Below are 17,440 nucleotides of genomic sequence, written 5' to 3' on the forward strand. Positions count from 1 at the left end.
TATGGGGATCATTCATCCAAGGCATGAATCGGCAAATTGATGCAGAACAGAGCGCCCTCTCCCGGTTTCGATTCAAGGCTGATATGGCCACCATGAAGCTGCACGATCTCTTTACACAACGCCAACCCCAAGCCAACGCCCCCTTTGCGCTTGCCGACCTGAACAAAGGGCTCGAATATCCGTGACTGCTGGCTAAACAACACCCCATCACCATCGTCCTTCACACAAATAATCAGTGTTTGCTGCTCAATCTGCACATTCAACAGAATTTCACCGCCTTGGGCGGTATGGCGCAATGCGTTGACCATCAGGTTGTCGAGCACACGGTCCATCTGTGCGCGGTCCAGCGGTACTTCAGGAAGATCATCTTCGGCTTCGCAGCGCAGGTTGATGCCTTTTTCAGCGGCTTCGCTGGCAAAACGCTGCTCGGTTTGATTAACCAGGTCGGCAAGGTTGCAAGGTGCAAGCTCCAGCTTCTGCACACCACTTTGATAGCGAGAGAAATTCAACAGGTCGGCAATCAAGTCAACCAGCCGCTGCATCTGCTCGTCGACAGTTCGCGTCAGGTCTGCTTCGCGCGATTGCGGGTCGAATTTCAGGCGTTCCTGAAGCAAGGCGAACGCCATGTGCATGCCTGTCACCGGTGTACGCAGCTCATGGGAGGCGCGCAATACGAAATCACTGCGTACGCGCTCGAATACCCGTTGCTTGGTGACATCACGCAACACCATGACGGCGCCGAGAATACCGCCTTGCTCCTGGCTTACCGGGGTCAGGCTGTAGCTCAGCAAGCGCTCTTCGCCGTGGGCAATTATCTGTAAGTCATCCAGCGCGGAGCGCAGCGTTTTACCTTGCAGAACAAGCTGTATCTGTTCGTCGAGCCCCTGTTTCTGCAGGGCTTGATCGAGGCTTTCACCAATATGCTGTTCAGTCCAGTCAAGCTGGCGACCCGCAACCGGGTTGAAGTGCTCAAGCAAACCGCTGCGATCAAACATCAACAAACCATCATCGATACTGTCGAGGACTGCTTGCAAGCGCTGCTGCTCCGCCATTAAGGCGGCAACATTGCTGTTCTTGAATTGGCGTAATGAATCAGCCATCAGGCCAAAGCGACGGCTCAACGCAGCCAGCTCAGCAACCGGAGACTGCGGCAGGGAAATCTGCAAATCACCCTGGCCAATCTGGTCGGCGGCGCTGGCCAGTGACTCAATAGGCTGGGCAACCCGTTTGGCGATGCTGTGCGCGGTAATAAAACCGATCACCAACAAGGCTAGCCCGATCAATCCGAGCAACGCGGTGACCACAGTGGCGCGTTCCCGTGAGTCTTGCTGAGCACTTTGTACCGCAGCAACATAGCGCAGTTGCACCGCATTGATATGGTCGCGAAGGCTTTGCAGCGCGCGGGTAAATTTATCGTTGTGCAACAGGTCGCGACGCACGTTGGCGGGCGAGTTGAGCATCTCGCCAAATAGGGCGTAAGCACGGGCAATTTCAGTGATTGCCTTGCGATCTTGCGCATCCATGCTGTTGCGCTTGGCCTTATCCAGCCAACTGCGAAAGCGAGTATCCGACGCCTTGATCGCCAGGGGATCAAGCTCGTCTTCCAACAGCAGGATCACCTGAGTGCCCATCTCCTGACGAAAGCCAATGGTCGCATCAATGATGTCGAGGTTGCGATTCATCGCCTGGTTTTGCACCCGGGTGATCTGCCAGACGCTGACCATACCCAGAATCAAACCAATCAACGCCACTGTCAGCAACGCACTGCCACTGACGAATAACCGCGTGCGCAGTTTCATAAGTCGTACTGTTTGCGTTTGCGGTACAGGGTTGAAGCGTCAATACCGAGCGACTTCGCTGCCTGATCAAGGGTTTCGCTGCTGGCCATCACCGCCGCGATATGGCTTTTCTCCAACTCCTCGAGGCTCATGGCGCCACCGACGCGCGGCACCTGGCTGCTGCTGGTTTCGGTCAAGCCAAGGTGAATCACCTGCACTTGTTCTTCTTGGCAAATAATGCTCGCACGCTCAATCACATTGCGCAGCTCGCGGATGTTGCCGGGCCAGGGATAGTTGGCCAACACTGACAAGGCCTCCTCACTGAATCCTCGGGCAGGGCGGGCGTACTCGTTAACAAAGCGAGCCAGAAAGCGATCGGCCAAGGTCAGCACGTCTTCGGTACGCTCGCGCAGGGCTGGCAATTTCAAGGTGATGACATTGAGGCGGTAGAGCAAGTCTTCACGAAAACGCCCTTCGCGGACCATTTCATCCAGATTGAGGTTGGTCGCCGCCACAATCCGCACATCGGCCTGGCGCGTCACAGGGTCACCTACACGCTCGTATTCCTTGTCCTGGATAAAGCGCAAGAGTTTCGGTTGCAGGCTCAGTGGGAAGTCACCAATCTCGTCGAGAAACAAGGTGCCACCATCGGCCTGGCTGACCCGTCCCAAGGTGCTCTCACTGGCACCGGTGAACGCGCCTTTGGTGTGGCCAAAGAGCTCACTTTCCATCAACTCCGCAGTCAAGGACGGGCAGTTGATAGTCACCGAGTTCTTTTTAACCCGCCGACTCCAACTGTGAATAGCCCTCGCCAACTCACCTTTACCGGTGCCCGACTCACCGAGAATCAGGATGTTGGCGTCGGTTACAGCAACCTGGCGCGCGGTTTCCAGCACGGCCATCATCGAAGGGCTGCTGGAGTCGATTTCGTTTTTACGCTGGCGAACCTGACCTTCAAGGGTTTCAAGGCGCGCCGCCATTTGCCGGGCTTCCAGCTGTTTAGCCGCAGCTAAACGCAACTGCTCGGGGCTGCAAGGCTTGACCAGATAATCTGCAGCGCCGGCTTGCATCGAGTCCACGGCGGTATCAATCGCCGAGTGCGCGGTGACGATCACCACCCGCATCCACGGCGCCTGTATACGCATCATGGCCAGTACGTCCAGGCCATTATCGTCGCCCAGACGCAGGTCGAGAAAACACACATCGAACACTTGCCTTTGCAGCAAGTTTTCAGCCTGCGCGGCACTGTTGGCTGTCGCCACGTTGTAGCCTTCATCCTCAAGGCAATAACGGAAAGTACGCAGAATTGCCGACTCATCATCAACTAGCAAAATACGACCGCTTTTGGGTTCTACTGCGTCCATTTATGGCTCCGATCCAATGTGTGCATAAGTTAGTCAACGGGAAATCATGCAAGTTGCACGACCAGTATGACTGTATCTTGCAGGCTGCATGCTGGCACCCTGTCTACTTATTATCTAAGCCACTGTTTTATAAGGGAAAAATATTTATCAAAAACCTGGCATAAGGCTTGCGATAACACCTCCATGAACCGCTTAACGCGGATTGCTTGAACAGCGTGGAGGAACAACATGCACAGGTTGAAAACTTTAGTACTGGCAACGGCTTCAGCAGGCATCTTTGCCCTGGCCCCATTGTCTGCCAGTGCCGCAGAAGCAGATATGAGCCAGCAGTTGAGTGAAGCGCGTCAAGAAGGCTCGATCTGGACCGCAATGGCGCTCAACCGTCACCTCAATCCATTCAATATCGACAACGATGTTGAAAACGGCACGGCAACACTGACCGGCACCGTTGAAAGCAGCGTGGAACGTGATCTGGCAGAACAGGTTGCACTGAGTATCAAAGGCATCAACAAGGTCGATAACCAGCTCAAGATCGACAGCAAGGCAAAGACTGAGGGCAAGGATTCACAAGCCTTGGCCAGCCGCCTGGACGATGCCGGCATCACCGCCACGGTGAAATCCAAGCTGCTCTGGAATACCAATACCGAAGGCTTGGACATCAGCGTCAAGACCGAGGAAGGCGCAGTCACCCTCACCGGTAATGCACAGACACCCGCCGCCAAGGAGCTGGCCGGTCGCTTGGCAGCCAACACCGAAGGGGTGCGCGAGGTGTTCAACCATTTGAGCATCAGCCAAGCCGACAGCACAGCCACTCAAGCGCAAAACGCTGCTGAAGATGCCAGCGCCGCGATCAGCGATGCCTGGATTACCAGCAAGGTTAAGTCGAGCTTCGTCTACACCCGCAACCTTGATGCGTTTGCGATCCAGGTTGAGACCAATGATGGCTTCGTCAAATTGAGTGGCAGCGTATTAAGCAGCGCGGCCAAGAGCCTTGCGGTTGAAACCGCCCGCGATATCCGCGGCGTACGGGGCGTGGATGCCGATGCACTGCGCATCGAAAGCTGATCGAGGCTTTCACACATCTGATTTTAGGCGCTGGCCAACTCCGGCCAGCCGCTAAATGGAAGGAGATACACCATGAGCACTAAAACAGCACAACTGAACGAACTGATCGAAGTCACCCGTGACGGCAAGCGCTTTTACGACCACGCGATCACCGAAGTGAAAGATGTCCGTTTGCAGACCATGTTCCGTGATCTTTCAACCGTGAAAACGCAAATCATCGAGGCGCTGGCAGTCAAAGTCGCCGCCAACGATAAAACGCCGACCACCGGCGGCACCATGATGGGCAAGATGCGTGAGGTGTATGCCGACGCACGTGCCACGCTTTCGAGCGATGAAGAGGCCACTTACGTCGCCCAGCTCGAAGAAGCCGAAGACCGCATCCTGCATGCTTTCGAAGATGCACTCGAAGACGCAGAACCCGATGTAAAGGCTTTACTTGCTGTTGAGATGCCGAAAGTGCGGGCATGCCATGACCGCATGCGCAACCTCAAGCAATCGATGCAGTAAGTAAGTGTGTGATGGGGGAGCAAGGACGCTCCGCTTTTAAGCCAGGCAGACCGTGCAAAATGCCTGAGACAAAAGACCAACCATGCAGGATGCACGGCCAGAGCTATAACTTTTATTTTTAAGTGTTTGTTTTTGTTTGATTTTATTTTTAATTAAGACTGGCACACCCCGTGCAATGTCTTAACCAGAAACAACTGATGCACCGCTACACCCATTAAAACCAAGGAGAAACGCCATGTTAAGCTGGGCTATTACTTTTCTGATCATCGCCATTGTCGCTGCAGTGTTAGGCTTCGGTGGTATCGCAGGCACCGCAACAGGTATCGCCAAGATCCTATTCATTGTGTTCCTGGTGCTGTTCGTAGTGTCCTTCATCATGGGCCGTCGTCCACGGGGCTGACCTGAAAGGTCACGCACCGAGGATAAACACATGCATAAAGGAGCCACTATGAACCTTCTCAAGACGCTCACTGCCGCCTTGATGTTTGGCGGCAGTGCAGCGGCCTTGGCCGCTGATACCGATACCGAATTTCATCTCAATGAGCTGCTCAAGACTGATCCGCAGTATCAGGAAACCTGGCAGGATCTGGTTGAAGATCAGGAACGTTTGCCCGAGTGGATCATGAACCTCGACGGTGTAGCGCCGCCGATGCAAGCGCTTGAAGAAGATGGTGACAAGTTCCTGGTAGGCGAGATATGTGAAGCACAAAACTGCTTCAACCAACGCCTCTACGTTGCCTTCAGCTGGGATAAAGACAGCGCCTATGCACTCTACGTGCAGCTGCCAGAAGCATTGCCTCAGGGCAAAGCGCCAAGCAAGTACGCCACCCAAGAATGGCTGGGCGAGCCAGATGAAGGGATCAAAGAGATGCTGCAAGAGCAACTCAAGAAAGATCCGAACTGGTACTAAACCCGCACGGGCCAAGGCGCTGATCACAGCGCCAGCAGGCCTGCACTAAGTCTCAACCCTCCTTGCTTGCACTTCTGCATATGCTGACCCGGTCACCCCCAAGGCGCGTTATCATTCGCGCACTGAACAAGGGAGACCAAGCATGCTCAATGGCCTGTGGCTAAGTTTTTTTATCGTGGCTGCTGTCGCTGGCTTGTCGCGCTGGCTGATTGGTGATGACCCGGCGGTATTCGCGGCGATGGTCGAAAGCCTGTTTGCCATGGCCAAGTTGTCCGTCGAAGTGATGATCGTGCTGTTTGGCACCCTGACCCTGTGGCTGGGCATGTTGCGCATTGCTGAAAAAGCCGGGCTGGTCGACGCCTTGGCCCGCATGCTCGGGCCACTGTTTGCACGACTGATGCCCGAAGTGCCACGCGGCCACCCTGCCCTTGGCCTTATCACCATGAACTTCGCCGCCAATGGCCTGGGACTGGATAACGCCGCAACCCCCATCGGCCTCAAGGCCATGCGTGCGCTGCAAGAGCTCAATCCGAGCAAAACCGTGGCCAGCAACGCGCAAATCCTGTTCTTGGTACTCAATGCATCTTCCTTGACCTTGCTGCCGGTCACTATCTTTGTCTACCGCGCACAGCAAGGCGCACCCGATCCCACCTTGGTTTTCCTGCCCATTCTGCTGGCCACCAGCGCCTCAAGCCTGGTCGGCCTGCTTTCGGTTGCAGTGATGCAACGCTTGCGGGTCTGGGACCCGGTGGTACTGGCTTATCTATTGCCAGCAGCCCTGTTGCTCGGTGCATTCATGGCGATGCTTGGCGGCATGACGGCAACCGCTCTGGCGGCATTATCATCGCTGGTCGGTAACCTCACCCTGTTTGGCGTGGTCCTGCTGTTTTTACTACTGGGCGCCTACAAGAAAGTGGCGGTGTACGAAGAGTTTGTTGAAGGCGCCAAAGAAGGCTTCGATGTCGCCAAGAGCCTGCTGCCGTATCTGGTGGCGATGCTCTGTGCGGTCGGCGTGTTGCGCGCCTCCGGGGCCTTGGACATGGGCCTTGATGGCATCCGCTGGCTATTGACCTATGCGGGCTGGGACACGCGTTTTGTCGAGGCGCTACCCACGGCGATGGTCAAACCCTTTTCCGGCAGCGCAGCGCGGGCAATGCTGATTGAAACCATGCAAAGCCAGGGTGTCGACAGCTTCCCTGCCCTGGTTGCCGCGACCATTCAGGGCAGCACTGAGACGACCTTCTACGTGGTGGCTGTGTACTTCGGCGCAGTGGGTATTCAACGGGTGCGCCATGCCATTGGCTGTGCCTTGCTGGCCGAGTTCGCCGGTGTCGTCGCCGCTATTAGCGTGTGCTATTGGTTCTTTGGTTGATCATCTGGAGTCGACAATGAAGATGCAGCAGGCAATCCCCATATTACGCAGTTTTGATGAAATCAAAGCCAAGGCTTTTTACCTCGACTTTCTGGGCTTCAAGCTCGATTTCGAGCATCGCTTCAGTGAGGATCTGCCGCTGTATATGCAGGTCTCCAAAGATGGCTGCTTGTTGCATATTTCCGAGCATCATGGCGACTGCTGCCCGGGCGCGGCACTGCGTATCGAGACGTCGGAGCTGGATGCCTACCAGCAACAACTGCTGGCGAAAAACTATGCCAATGCCCGCCCGGGCATTGAGGTCATGCCTTGGGGCTCGCGGGACATGACCGTGCACGACCCGTTCGGCAATAGGTTGGTATTTACCGAATCTGAACCGTCTTGATTTGATTCAGGGCGTCACTTCAAAACGCAGCACGCCTATCATTTGTCCGGCTTCGGTCAGTACCTGGATCTGCCACTTGCCGGTAGGGTCTTTGGGGAAGTTCTGCTTGTGCGTCCAGGCCCGATAGCCCTTTTCTCGGCCTCCGTGAATATCCAGGGCAATGCGCTCGACTTCACCGCCATTGTGTCGCCAGGCGTGATAAATCCGCTCATTGAGGCCTCGCGGCGCATTGATCGCCGTGTAGGCGAACAAACCCTGGCTCTGCAATTGGCTGACGCTCAGTTGTGACAGGCTCTTGCCTGGGGCGCGCTGCTGGTTGTCAAACTGGGTCGTGACCGCCACTTCATTAAGCCACAAGGTGGCTGGTGGCACCCAAACCCGGGCTAACCAGCCAGCCCCAGCCAACAGCAGCGTTGCGCCTATAAGCAACAAGCTGCGCCACCAGCGCTGGAAAGTGATGATGCCCATCATGCTTGGAAAAGACAGCACGGCCGCAATCGCCAGCGACAGCTCGTAGCTTTCCTCGGTGGTCAGCTTGAACACAATGGGCAGCGCAGTCAGCAGCAATGCGAACAAGGTCATGGTGTGATAAATCAGGTACAGCCAGCGCCGCCCAGCCAGCCATTTGTAATACAGCGGGTCAATGATAGAGACCAGTGCAGCCAGGGTCAGCAAGCCGCTAAACAGCATCTGGCCGCTGTTCCAGGTCGTTGTGATCCAAAAGAATGGCAACACGAAGAACAGGCTTTCCTGATGAATCATCTGGGTCGCGTAGCGCAGCAATGGCTGCGGAACAACAAAGCCAAACCATTTGGCAATCTGCTCGCGCAAAAGGTTTTCCAGCGCCAGCCACATCCAGCTAACCAGCATGACCAGCGCCAACACCTGAGCCAACTCGGCTTGGCGCTTGACTAAAAAGAAGCTGGCGACCCCGGAGCAAAAGCCGAAAAGCGCGATGATGCCGGGATGGCGCTGGGCCAAGGCTATGAGTGGGGTGAGGCGATTGGTCCAGGCTGGCATTAAAGGGTCACATTGGCAGAAAATCGTGAGGCCATTGCCCGCCTCGAAGATGCCTGACTCCCTTCAGACGCTGATTGGCCGCGCAGGATACTGAGCTAGATGCCACTTGCATAGCGCTCACACCCCATGTGGTTGCCTAATCAGTTTGGCTGATCAAATGCAATGCGCCAGCCTAACTTGAACCTTTGCTCAAACGTCCGACGAAGAACGCCAGTAGAAACAAACCGGCCATCGCACCCAAGCTGAAATAAAAGCCATTTGCGGTGAGCAAAGGTTTCTCAATTCGAATGTAGCCCTGCTGCTCAAATAACTGCTGCAAGGCGTTATTGGCTTGTTTGAAGCTAACCTTTGCCAAGCGCTTGGCCGGATCAGCGAAACGGCCACTCTCGTAGTCGGCGAGCGACCCCCAATAATAATCAGCGATGGCGCTGTTGCCCTGCACGCCCCATTGCTGCTTGGCTACCGCAGCGGCCTGCAGGCGCAAGAAGGTTTTTTCATCCAGACCGTCTCGCTTTAAGCCATCGACCAATTCGCGCAACGCTTTTAGCGCAGCATCAAGATCACCACGCTCGAGTGTGCCATTGAGGCTGAAGAAACTGGTGCTGCCGAAAACATTGCGCTCAGAGCTTGGGCCATAGCTGAGGTTGCGCTCGATACGCAGCGTTTCATAGAGTTTCCAGTCGATATAGTCGCTGAGTAACTCCCAGACTTCGTAGTCATTGTCGCCAACCCAGGGCTCTGGAAAAATCCAGTGCAAGCTGGCGTTCTCACCCACCAAGCGGGTGATCAGTTCGCGGCGCGGCTGTGCTTTGCGGCTAACTTGCGGCAGCTCAATGGCTTGCGGTAAATCGTGCGCCGGGATGGCGCCGTATTGACGATCAAGATAAGCAGGTAAGCGCGGATCAAGCCCGCCAACCACAATCAGGGTCATATTGTTGGGCGCATACCAGTCGCTCTGTAGCTGCTCGACTTGCGCCAGGTTGAGACGGTTGACGTTATTCTTCTCAACGCAAGCCAGACCCAGTTCGACAGCCAGTTGCTGGTTAGCTTCGCGACTGAGGTTTTGCTGGTCGATCAGGCGCTGCAAATCCGAGTAGTGACCGCCATTCTCGTGCTCGATGACCTTTTTCGCGGCCTCAAGTTTTTTCTCGGTGAACTGGCTTTGGGTCAAGGTTGCCAACAGCAGGTCAAGCACCGCCCGCTGATTTTTAGCGGGCGCCTCAATCACGAATGTGGTGTCGGTATCACGGGTGTAAGCATTCCACTCGCCACCCAGCTCTTGCATCCGCGCTTCAAGATCAATTTCATCGTGCTGGTCGATACCGCTGAAAAGCATATGCTCCAACAGATGCGGCAGCTCCTTGTCGGCACAGGAAAAATTGTCAAAGCCAACACTGACAATCAAGCGAATGGAGACGTGCTGGCGCTCAGCGGTCGGCTTAAGCAGCAATTGCAGACCATTTTCCAGCGCATAACCCTCAGCCTGGAGATAGTCCTCGGCACTGGCACTGTTGCTGGTCAACAGCCAGAAGCCTGCTACCAAGCTGAATAAAAACGTTCTCGCCATGAAGCCCCCCTAACAAGCTCAACATCAGCATACCTGCTTAACGCGCACGTCGCGATTAGCCACTTTTGCTGGCTCAAATTGTCACAGCCAGCACTGCAGCCTGTGACTAGTCTGTAGCGCTGAAAAACCCTTTCTACCGCCCTTGATCGCTGTAGCGGTGAAGCATAGTTGTAGATCCTTGGAGACTGTAATGCGCGTTTTAATCACCGGCTCTGCTGGGTTTATTGGTCAGCAGCTGTTGAGCCAGCTCTCGGTTCAACATCCGGACTGGACGCTCATCGCAGCCGATATTCGCCCACAAAGCCGCAAGGGCTTGGGCATGAATGTCGAGCTCGTGCAGTTGGACATCAGTAAATCGCGAGAGGTCAAAGTTTGTATCAGCGCCTGGAAACCACAGGCGATCGTGCACCTTGCATCGGTGGTAACACCGCCCCGCGGGATGAGCGATGAACAACTAAAAGCCATTGATGTGGGCGGTACCCGAACCATTATTGATGCGGCGGTCAACGAGGCCGTCGAGCAACTGATTGTCACCAGCTCGGGCGCAGCCTATGGTTACTCGCAGGAAAACGCCGAGTGGATCGACGAAGACCAGCCTCTTCGCGGCCATGACCTCTTTGCCTATGCCAAACACAAGCGCGAAGTTGAAATGCTGCTGGCCCAGGCACGCTTGGAAAGCCCACAGCTCAAGCAACTTGTACTCAGGGCGGGAACAATACTCGGCAAACAGGTGAACAATCAGATCACTGACCTGTTCACTAAACGAGCAATCCTTGGCGTACGGGGCAGCACCAGCCGCTTCGTATTTATCTGGGACCAGGATGTCATCAACATCATCTGCCAGGGCTTGGAAAAACAGGCTGAAGGGATTTTCAACCTGGCCGGTGATGGGGCTTTAACTCTCCGCGACATTGCCGGCCTGCTGGGCAAGCCCTATCGACCATTACCCGCGTTATTGATTAAAAGCGCGCTGCGCATTCTCAAACCACTGGGGCTCAGCCAATACGGTCCCGAGCAATTGGACTTTCTGCGTTACCGTCCCGTGCTGGCAAACACCCGCCTGAAACAGATCTTTGGCTACACCCCGCGCTACACCAGCCGTGAAGCATTTCTGGCCTTTATCAAGGCGCAGGGCATCGGCATGGGTAATCCCTGAGATTGGCTGCGATGGCTCTGCTGCGCACAAAGACCGAGGAGCCGCAGCGCTTAGCTTGATGTTTCACGCTGGCGGCTGACCCGCGCCCTGTACTCGCCAGGGGTCAAGCCGGTCCATTGGCGGAACGCCCGGAAAAACACGCTGGGTTCAGAGTAACCCAATAGCAACGCAATCTCGGCAGCCGGTAGCTTGCCACTGCTCAGATGCCGTTCGGCAAGCTGCCTGCGGGTATCATTGAGCAATTGCTGGTAACTGCAGCCTTCGTCGGCCAAGCGCCGTTGCAGCGTGCGCTCGCTGAGATTCAAGGCGCGCGCCAACTCACCGCGATGCGGTTCGCCATGGGCCAGCTGCTCTCCCAGCAACGCCACCACACGAGTGCTGATACCTGTCCCTGGTAAGCGCGCCAGCAGCGCTTCGGCATGCTGGCGGAGCAAAGTCTGTAGCGGCTGATTGGCCTGGATCAGGTTGGCATTACGCAAATCATGGGGCAAGACAATCGCGTACTCGGCGCAATCAAACTGCAAGTCGCAGGCGAAGACCTTGCGGTATGGGCCGAGGTCTTCAGGCTGCTTATGGGCAAACTGCGCGCTGATCAGATAAAAATCCTCAAGCAGCGGATCAAACATCTGCACCCAGCACGCCATCAGCGCCATCACACGTGTGCGCGTGGCTGGCTGGCCAGGGTGCAAGGGTCGATATTGTATCTGCAGGCCTTCGGCCAACTCCTGCACATGAATCTCACCGCCCTCACCAACCAGGCGTTGATAGCGCATGCCGGCCTTCAGCGCATCATCGAGTGTTTGGCTGCTTTGCAACAGGTAGCCAAGCACGCTGAATGGCCCAGGCGCCAGATTGACCCCAATCGCCAGCCCGGGCTCGGCCAGGGACAAACGACTGCCAAGCAACTGCCACAGGTGCTCCTGAACAGTGAAAGGTACGCGGGCATCCGGGTCCAGCAGCTGTTCCTCAGTCAGGCCACAGTCAAGCAACAGGGCCTCACGACCAAGCCCAAGGCGAGTGGCAGCATGCAGCACCGCCAAGGTAATACTGGCGCTGACGGAAGCATGTGGATGACTAAGCGAGGATTTGTGCATGTCAGGGATTTTGCCCAATGCAGCCGCTTTCCGATAGTCCAAATCACAACGACATAGGCAAGGCTGGTAGCTGGCCATTTTATTGGACGCTCGCTCCAAAATGGCGCAAAAACGAATTGTCCCGTGCACGACGCTCTAGAACGGTTAAACTTTCATCCTTCCGCTATGCTCAAAAGGCATCAGAGGGATCACAATAACCAAGAAAGGAGAACTCCCCATGAAAGGCAAATCCTTAGCATGGGTTCTGTCGGCTGCACTCGCAGGCATTACTCTGAGTGGCGCAGCGCAGGCCGAAGAAAAATTCATCACCATTGGCACCGGTGGCCAGACCGGTGTCTATTACGTTGCAGGTCAGTCGATTTGCCGATTTGTAAACCGGGGCAATGCCGACCATGGCATCAAGTGCAACGCACCTGCTAGCGGTGGTGGCGTAGCTAACGTCAATGGCCTGCGCAGCGGCGAGTTCAGCTTCGGTATCATGCAGTCTGACCACCAGTTCAAGGCACTCAAAGGCTTGCCGCCATTTGAAGCCGAAGGTGCGATGGACGACATCCGCGCCGTGTTCTCCCTGCAAAGCGAGGTTTTCACCATCCTCGCCCGTCGTGACGCCAACATCAAAACCATTGATGACCTCAAAGGCAAACGCGTCAATATCGGTAACCCAGGTTCCGGTCAGCGTGACACCCTTGAAGAAATCATGCGCGTCAAAGGCTGGGACAAGTCGGCGTTCTCGCTGGCAGCCGAGCTGAAACCTGCTGAGCAGGCTTCTGCGCTGGGCGACAACAACATCGATGCCATGACTTACTTCGTGGGTCATCCAAACGGTGCAATTCAAGAAGCCACCACCACAACTGACGCCGTACTGGTTCCAGTTTCTGGCCCGGAAATCGACAAGCTGCTGGCTGAGAAAACCTACTACACCAAGGCTGAAATCCCAGGCGGGATGTACAAAGGCAGCGATGCCCCAACTCAGTCTATCGGTGGTAAAGCTGTTCTTTCGACCACTGCTAAAGCGGATCCGGAAGTGGTTTACCAGCTGGTTAAGTCGGTATTCGACAACATTGATCGCTTCAAGCGTCTGCACCCTGCATTTGCCGACCTGAAAGAGCAAGACATGATCAAAGTCGGCCTGACAGCCCCTCTACACGAAGGCGCTATCCGCTACTACAAAGAACGCGGCTGGATGTAATTGGTCAGTTGTGTGCTCATTCGTGAAGAGCACACAACTGGACTAGCCTTACGTGAAGCAAGCCCGCTAGCTGATGGCTGCGGGCTTTGCTGTTTAATGAATTCTTGAATGCAGGTTCCACTCCATGGATGAAAAACAACTATCCACTGAAGAACTGATTGCCCAGGACGTTGGCGCGCGCTTGCCAATCGGAGCGATGGCGACAGTAATCACCGGCCTTGCGCTGTTGTGGTCGCTGTTTCAGCTCTGGATTGCATCGCCGCTGCCGTTCATTTTCGGTTTTGGGGTGCTTAACGATACAGAAACCCGCGCCATTCACTTGGCGTTTGCCTTGCTCTTGGCGTTTCTAGCGTATCCGGCCTTTAAAAAGTCACCGCGTGATCATGTCCCGGCAATCGATATTGCCTTGGGACTGGTAGCGGCGGCGAGTGCGGCCTATCTGTTTATTTTCTATCAGCAACTGGCGCAGCGCCCCGGCAGCCTGACCACCGCCGACCTGGTAACGGCGTGCATTGGTATTCCGTTGCTGCTCGAAGCCACGCGACGTGCCCTTGGCCCACCGCTGGCAATTATCGCCTTGCTGTTCCTTATCTACAGCCTGGCCGGGCCTTATATGCCGGGTTTGCTGGCGCATCGCGGCGTCAGTTTCAGCGCAATGGCCAACCACCAATGGATCACCACTGAAGGCGTATTTGGTATCGCCTTGGGCGTGTCCACCAGCTTTGTATTCCTGTTTGTACTGTTCGGCGCCTTGCTTGAGCGTGCTGGCGCTGGTCATTATTTCATCCAGCTGGCATTCAGCATGCTTGGCCACCTGCGCGGCGGCCCAGCGAAAGCGGCGGTTGTGGCATCGGGCCTGACCGGCATGATTTCCGGCTCCTCGATTGCCAACGTGGTCACCACCGGCACCTTTACCATTCCGATGATGAAGCGCACCGGTTTTTCCGCGGAGAAAGCTGGCGCAGTTGAAGTGGCCTCATCAGTTAACGGCCAGATCATGCCGCCGGTAATGGGCGCGGCAGCATTCCTGATGGTTGAATACATCGGCATGTCCTATGTCGAGATCATCAAGCACGCATTCCTGCCTGCTGCGATCTCCTACATTGCCCTGCTCTACATCGTCCACCTTGAATCCTTGAAGCTTGGACTGCAGCCAATTGGCGGCCATGTGCCCAAGCCTTGGCTGCGCCGCATTACCGGTTTTGCTTTCGGTGTTGCCTTGATTTCAGGTATTTCGCTGGCGGTCTATTACGGCCTGGGCTGGCTCAAACCTGCGTTGGGTGAGTATGCCCTGCCCGGCATTGGCGTGCTGTTGGCTGTGGTCTATCTGGGCCTGCTGAAGATTGCCGCGAGCGTTGCGCCGCTGCCACCTGAAGACCCTGATGCGCCGCTGGAATCACTGCCTAAAACCCGTGCAGTATTGCTCAGCGGCCTGCATTTTTTGCTGCCGGTCGTGGTACTGGTCTGGTGTTTGATGATCGAGCGCCTGTCACCCGGCTTGTCGGCATTCTGGGGCAGCGTAATGCTGACCATCATCCTGCTGACACAGCGCCCTCTGCTGAGCTGGCTGCGTACCGATGGCGCACATGAACATGGCACCTTCAAAGATGGCGTTATCGACCTGCGCGAAGGGCTGATCGCGGGCGCACGCAACATGATCGGTATCGGCATTGCCACCGCTGCGGCAGGCATTATCGTTGGCGCGGTTTCGCAAACCGGGGTTGGCCTGGTCCTGGCCGATCTGGTTGAACTGCTGTCGATGGGTAACCTGCTGCTGATGCTGGTGTTGACCGCTATCTTCAGTCTGATCCTCGGCATGGGCTTGCCGACCACCGCTAACTACATTGTGGTTTCAAGCCTGCTCGCACCAGTGGTGGTCACCCTCGGCCAGCAAAACGGCTTGATCGTACCGCTGGTGGCTGTGCACTTGTTCGTCTTCTACTTCGGCATCATGGCTGACGTAACACCACCTGTTGGCCTGGCTTCGTTCGCAGCCGCAGCGGTGTCCAAAGGCGACCCGATCAAGACCGGTATCACGGCCTTCTACTACAGCCTCAGAACCGCAGCACTGCCGTTCCTGTTCATCTTCAACACCGACCTATTGCTGATCAATGTCGACTTCTGGCACGGCGTGCTGATCTTCATTGTCGCAACCGGGGCCATGTTGATATTTGCAGCAGGCACCCAGGGTTACTTCCTGGTCAAGAGTCGCTGGTACGAAAGCATCCTGTTGCTGCTCGTGGCATTCACCCTGTTTCGTCCTGGGTTCTGGATGGATATCGTGCATGACCCGTATCGCAACATTGCCCCAACCGAGTTCTCACAAGCGCTGGGCAATGTGGAAGCTGGCAGCAAGCTACGCATGCGCATTCGCGGTGAAGATGCGGTGGGTGATCCACGTGAGTTCTCCATCCTGCTGCCAGTACCTGAGGGCGCAACCGGCGATGAGCGCCTGGCCAATCTGGGCCTGCAAACCTACATGGATGGCGACAAGGTGCTGATCGACAACGTCACCTTCGGCAGCCCTGCTGCAGACGCCGGTCTTGAGTTCGACCAGCAAATCCTGGTGATTCGCGCACCGACTGCAAACTGGCAGAAAGAGCTGATGTGGATTCCAGGGTTATTGCTGTTTGCCTTGGTGATCTGGCTGCAACGTCGGCGGCGTGAGCCTGAGCCGCACGCTGCGCTGGTGTAACGCACCACGCACCCACTAAAAAGGCCAGCCCGAGCAATCGGACTGGCCTTTTTAGTATTTCAATGTGCGATCAATAACTTTTAAATGGATTAGCAATAATTGGGATAAACATGAACCTTAAATTCCAATCTGCATCGTACTCGTCGCCTTTCACCACGCTGTACTGCATCTCAACAGCAAAACGCACGGGCAGTTTATTTATTTTAATGACATTGGAGTAACCCAGACCGATTGGGAAGTTTACCTTTTCGCCGCTGTCCGCTTTCCAGTTAACCCTGACGTTTGGCGTCATGCCGACTAACTCTGTGGCGCTGAGCCGGTAATTCAAAAAGTATTGAATGTCCGACTGGCTGGTGTCATCACGGTCGTCATCACCGGCGTAGGACCACCAATGCTGAGCCAGCACACCCACGTTCCAGCCACCCGGGTTTGGCGCAAGCGAGGCAAGCAGCACCGCCGGTCCCGCCTGATATTTACCCTGTCCCAGAACATCCTCTTCAGCGGTTGGGAACAACTGGGTGACACCTGCGCCCCAGACCAACCCGTCGTCGCGCGCTGGCCCTGTCAAAGTCAGCAAGCCTGTATCGCCAAAGCCGGTTGTACGACCGTTATAGGGATAGTTATGGCTTAGCAGCTTATCCGTTGGAATGTCCCCGGCACGCCCCTGTAGAGCGTCTCCGAAGCTATCATCGAGAGGTGATGACTGGTATTGCACCACCGGACGTACAATCAGGTTCCATTCGTCGTCACCCACGTCAAATGGGAATGACATGACCGGCTGGAATTTTGTCGAGTTAGCCCAGCGCCCATTGCTGGGTAATGCGTCGTTGTCGCCGTCCATATGGGTGTAGTCATTCTGAAACCACAACATCCAGGCGGCGCCCAATGGATTGGCTGTCGCCTTGGCCAGCTTTTCCAACTCCGCAGCGTCCGGCCCGGCAGTGTCGCTGCCCTGGGGTTTGGTTGAGTCGCTATCTTCAGGCCCGCTACCCGGTAACTGGACCGCAGAGGTCTTCTCGTCTGCGGGTAGCGATTGCGCCAGAACGGCGCTTGGAAGCACACTTGCTATGCCACAGACAAAGGTTAAACAGGTCGGTAGATTCATTGTAAACACTCCCTTTTTAAACGAATCTCCTGTCAGGCAGAACTACAAGAAGCACTAACAGGCTTCTGATTAGTTGAAGACAATCAACTAAGCACGCAAGAGTCTAATATGACCCTGCCCATGCAGTGAACATAATAAATAGACTATTGACCTGCGTCATATAATATTTAACCGAATTCACCCATCTCAAATACAAGCACTCTGCATATACTCGACATATCTAATTTAAACCG

The 17,440-nt window shown here is 55.5% G+C and carries 15 protein-coding genes; 9 read left to right on the forward strand and 6 right to left on the reverse strand.

Annotation, left to right across the window (positions count from 1 at the left end):
• Positions 1 to 8 precede the first annotated feature (8 nt).
• Positions 9 to 1,799, reverse strand: coding sequence for a KinB sensor domain-containing domain (locus AACY26_RS09500; protein ID WP_339513337.1), 1,791 nt, complete (start codon positions 1,797 to 1,799; stop codon positions 9 to 11).
• On the reverse strand, positions 1,796 to 3,142 hold the full coding sequence (gene algB / locus AACY26_RS09505) for a sigma-54-dependent response regulator transcription factor AlgB (protein WP_339513339.1): 1,347 nt from the start codon (positions 3,140 to 3,142) through the stop codon (positions 1,796 to 1,798). Before algB ends, AACY26_RS09500 begins: the two co-directional genes overlap by 4 nt.
• A 228-nt stretch (positions 3,143 to 3,370) precedes the next feature.
• Between algB and AACY26_RS09510 the strand changes: the two genes are divergently transcribed.
• The 6 genes from AACY26_RS09510 (at position 3,371) to AACY26_RS09535 (ending at position 7,381) form a co-directional block, all read left to right on the forward strand.
• On the forward strand, positions 3,371 to 4,207 hold the full coding sequence (locus AACY26_RS09510) for a BON domain-containing protein (RefSeq protein WP_339513341.1): 837 nt from the start codon (positions 3,371 to 3,373) through the stop codon (positions 4,205 to 4,207).
• Between the two features lie 72 nt (positions 4,208 to 4,279).
• A complete protein-coding gene (locus AACY26_RS09515; RefSeq protein ID WP_339513343.1) occupies positions 4,280 to 4,714 on the forward strand; it encodes a PA2169 family four-helix-bundle protein in 435 nt (144 codons plus the stop codon).
• Between the two features lie 235 nt (positions 4,715 to 4,949).
• Positions 4,950 to 5,114: a DUF1328 domain-containing protein gene (locus tag AACY26_RS09520; RefSeq protein ID WP_087514897.1), complete on the forward strand. Its 165-nt coding sequence runs from the start codon at positions 4,950 to 4,952 to the stop codon at positions 5,112 to 5,114.
• Positions 5,115 to 5,162: 48 nt separating this feature from the next.
• Positions 5,163 to 5,624: an inhibitor of vertebrate lysozyme family protein gene (locus tag AACY26_RS09525; RefSeq protein ID WP_339513345.1), complete on the forward strand. Its 462-nt coding sequence runs from the start codon at positions 5,163 to 5,165 to the stop codon at positions 5,622 to 5,624.
• A gap of 142 nt (positions 5,625 to 5,766) precedes the next feature.
• Positions 5,767 to 6,996, forward strand: a complete 1,230-nt coding sequence (locus tag AACY26_RS09530; RefSeq protein ID WP_010487985.1) for a nucleoside recognition domain-containing protein — start codon at positions 5,767 to 5,769, stop codon at positions 6,994 to 6,996.
• A gap of 16 nt (positions 6,997 to 7,012) precedes the next feature.
• Positions 7,013 to 7,381: a glyoxalase superfamily protein gene (locus tag AACY26_RS09535; protein WP_339513347.1), complete on the forward strand. Its 369-nt coding sequence runs from the start codon at positions 7,013 to 7,015 to the stop codon at positions 7,379 to 7,381.
• Positions 7,382 to 7,387: 6 nt separating this feature from the next.
• On the opposite strand, the gene AACY26_RS09540 is transcribed toward AACY26_RS09535, so the two are convergent.
• Positions 7,388 to 8,401, reverse strand: coding sequence for a DUF5924 family protein (locus AACY26_RS09540; protein WP_339513349.1), 1,014 nt, complete (start codon positions 8,399 to 8,401; stop codon positions 7,388 to 7,390).
• 172 nt (positions 8,402 to 8,573) lie between these two features.
• Entirely contained in the window at positions 8,574 to 9,968 is a 1,395-nt protein-coding gene (locus tag AACY26_RS09545; protein ID WP_339513351.1) for a M16 family metallopeptidase, read from the reverse strand.
• 190 nt (positions 9,969 to 10,158) lie between these two features.
• Here AACY26_RS09545 and AACY26_RS09550 point away from each other — a divergent pair, with 190 nt between their 5' ends.
• A complete protein-coding gene (locus AACY26_RS09550; RefSeq protein WP_339513353.1) occupies positions 10,159 to 11,124 on the forward strand; it encodes an NAD-dependent epimerase/dehydratase family protein in 966 nt (321 codons plus the stop codon).
• 50 nt (positions 11,125 to 11,174) lie between these two features.
• Here AACY26_RS09550 and AACY26_RS09555 read toward each other — a convergent pair whose 3' ends face one another.
• Positions 11,175 to 12,218, reverse strand: coding sequence for an AraC family transcriptional regulator (locus AACY26_RS09555; RefSeq protein ID WP_339513355.1), 1,044 nt, complete (start codon positions 12,216 to 12,218; stop codon positions 11,175 to 11,177).
• 217 nt (positions 12,219 to 12,435) lie between these two features.
• Here AACY26_RS09555 and AACY26_RS09560 point away from each other — a divergent pair, with 217 nt between their 5' ends.
• Together AACY26_RS09560 and AACY26_RS09565 are read left to right on the forward strand one after the other, a co-directional pair.
• Positions 12,436 to 13,407, forward strand: coding sequence for a TAXI family TRAP transporter solute-binding subunit (locus AACY26_RS09560; RefSeq protein WP_339513357.1), 972 nt, complete (start codon positions 12,436 to 12,438; stop codon positions 13,405 to 13,407).
• A 124-nt stretch (positions 13,408 to 13,531) separates the two neighbouring features.
• Positions 13,532 to 16,102 (forward strand): TRAP transporter permease, encoded by a 2,571-nt coding sequence (locus AACY26_RS09565; RefSeq protein ID WP_339513359.1) that lies wholly within the window; start codon positions 13,532 to 13,534, stop codon positions 16,100 to 16,102.
• 70 nt (positions 16,103 to 16,172) lie between these two features.
• Here AACY26_RS09565 and AACY26_RS09570 read toward each other — a convergent pair whose 3' ends face one another.
• Positions 16,173 to 17,207, reverse strand: coding sequence for a hypothetical protein (locus AACY26_RS09570; RefSeq protein ID WP_339513361.1), 1,035 nt, complete (start codon positions 17,205 to 17,207; stop codon positions 16,173 to 16,175).
• Between the last annotated feature and the right edge of the window lie 233 nt (positions 17,208 to 17,440).

The sequence above is a fragment of the Pseudomonas sp. RL_15y_Pfl2_60 genome, from assembly GCF_963970595.1.
Lineage (GTDB): Bacteria > Pseudomonadota > Gammaproteobacteria > Pseudomonadales > Pseudomonadaceae > Aquipseudomonas.

Bases quoted from the DNA above. Each gene is read 5' to 3' on its own strand.
- AACY26_RS09500 (WP_339513337.1), bottom strand. From the start codon at position 1,799: ATGAAACTGCGCACGCGGTTATTCGTCAGTGGCAGTGCGTTGCTGACA.
- algB (WP_339513339.1), bottom strand. From the start codon at position 3,142: ATGGACGCAGTAGAACCCAAAAGCGGTCGTATTTTGCTAGTTGATGAT.
- AACY26_RS09510 (WP_339513341.1), top strand. From the start codon at position 3,371: ATGCACAGGTTGAAAACTTTAGTACTGGCAACGGCTTCAGCAGGCATC.
- AACY26_RS09515 (WP_339513343.1), top strand. From the start codon at position 4,280: ATGAGCACTAAAACAGCACAACTGAACGAACTGATCGAAGTCACCCGT.
- AACY26_RS09520 (WP_087514897.1), top strand. From the start codon at position 4,950: ATGTTAAGCTGGGCTATTACTTTTCTGATCATCGCCATTGTCGCTGCA.
- AACY26_RS09525 (WP_339513345.1), top strand. From the start codon at position 5,163: ATGAACCTTCTCAAGACGCTCACTGCCGCCTTGATGTTTGGCGGCAGT.
- AACY26_RS09530 (WP_010487985.1), top strand. From the start codon at position 5,767: ATGCTCAATGGCCTGTGGCTAAGTTTTTTTATCGTGGCTGCTGTCGCT.
- AACY26_RS09535 (WP_339513347.1), top strand. From the start codon at position 7,013: ATGAAGATGCAGCAGGCAATCCCCATATTACGCAGTTTTGATGAAATC.
- AACY26_RS09540 (WP_339513349.1), bottom strand. From the start codon at position 8,401: ATGCCAGCCTGGACCAATCGCCTCACCCCACTCATAGCCTTGGCCCAG.
- AACY26_RS09545 (WP_339513351.1), bottom strand. From the start codon at position 9,968: ATGGCGAGAACGTTTTTATTCAGCTTGGTAGCAGGCTTCTGGCTGTTG.
- AACY26_RS09550 (WP_339513353.1), top strand. From the start codon at position 10,159: ATGCGCGTTTTAATCACCGGCTCTGCTGGGTTTATTGGTCAGCAGCTG.
- AACY26_RS09555 (WP_339513355.1), bottom strand. From the start codon at position 12,218: ATGCACAAATCCTCGCTTAGTCATCCACATGCTTCCGTCAGCGCCAGT.
- AACY26_RS09560 (WP_339513357.1), top strand. From the start codon at position 12,436: ATGAAAGGCAAATCCTTAGCATGGGTTCTGTCGGCTGCACTCGCAGGC.
- AACY26_RS09565 (WP_339513359.1), top strand. From the start codon at position 13,532: ATGGATGAAAAACAACTATCCACTGAAGAACTGATTGCCCAGGACGTT.
- AACY26_RS09570 (WP_339513361.1), bottom strand. From the start codon at position 17,207: ATGAATCTACCGACCTGTTTAACCTTTGTCTGTGGCATAGCAAGTGTG.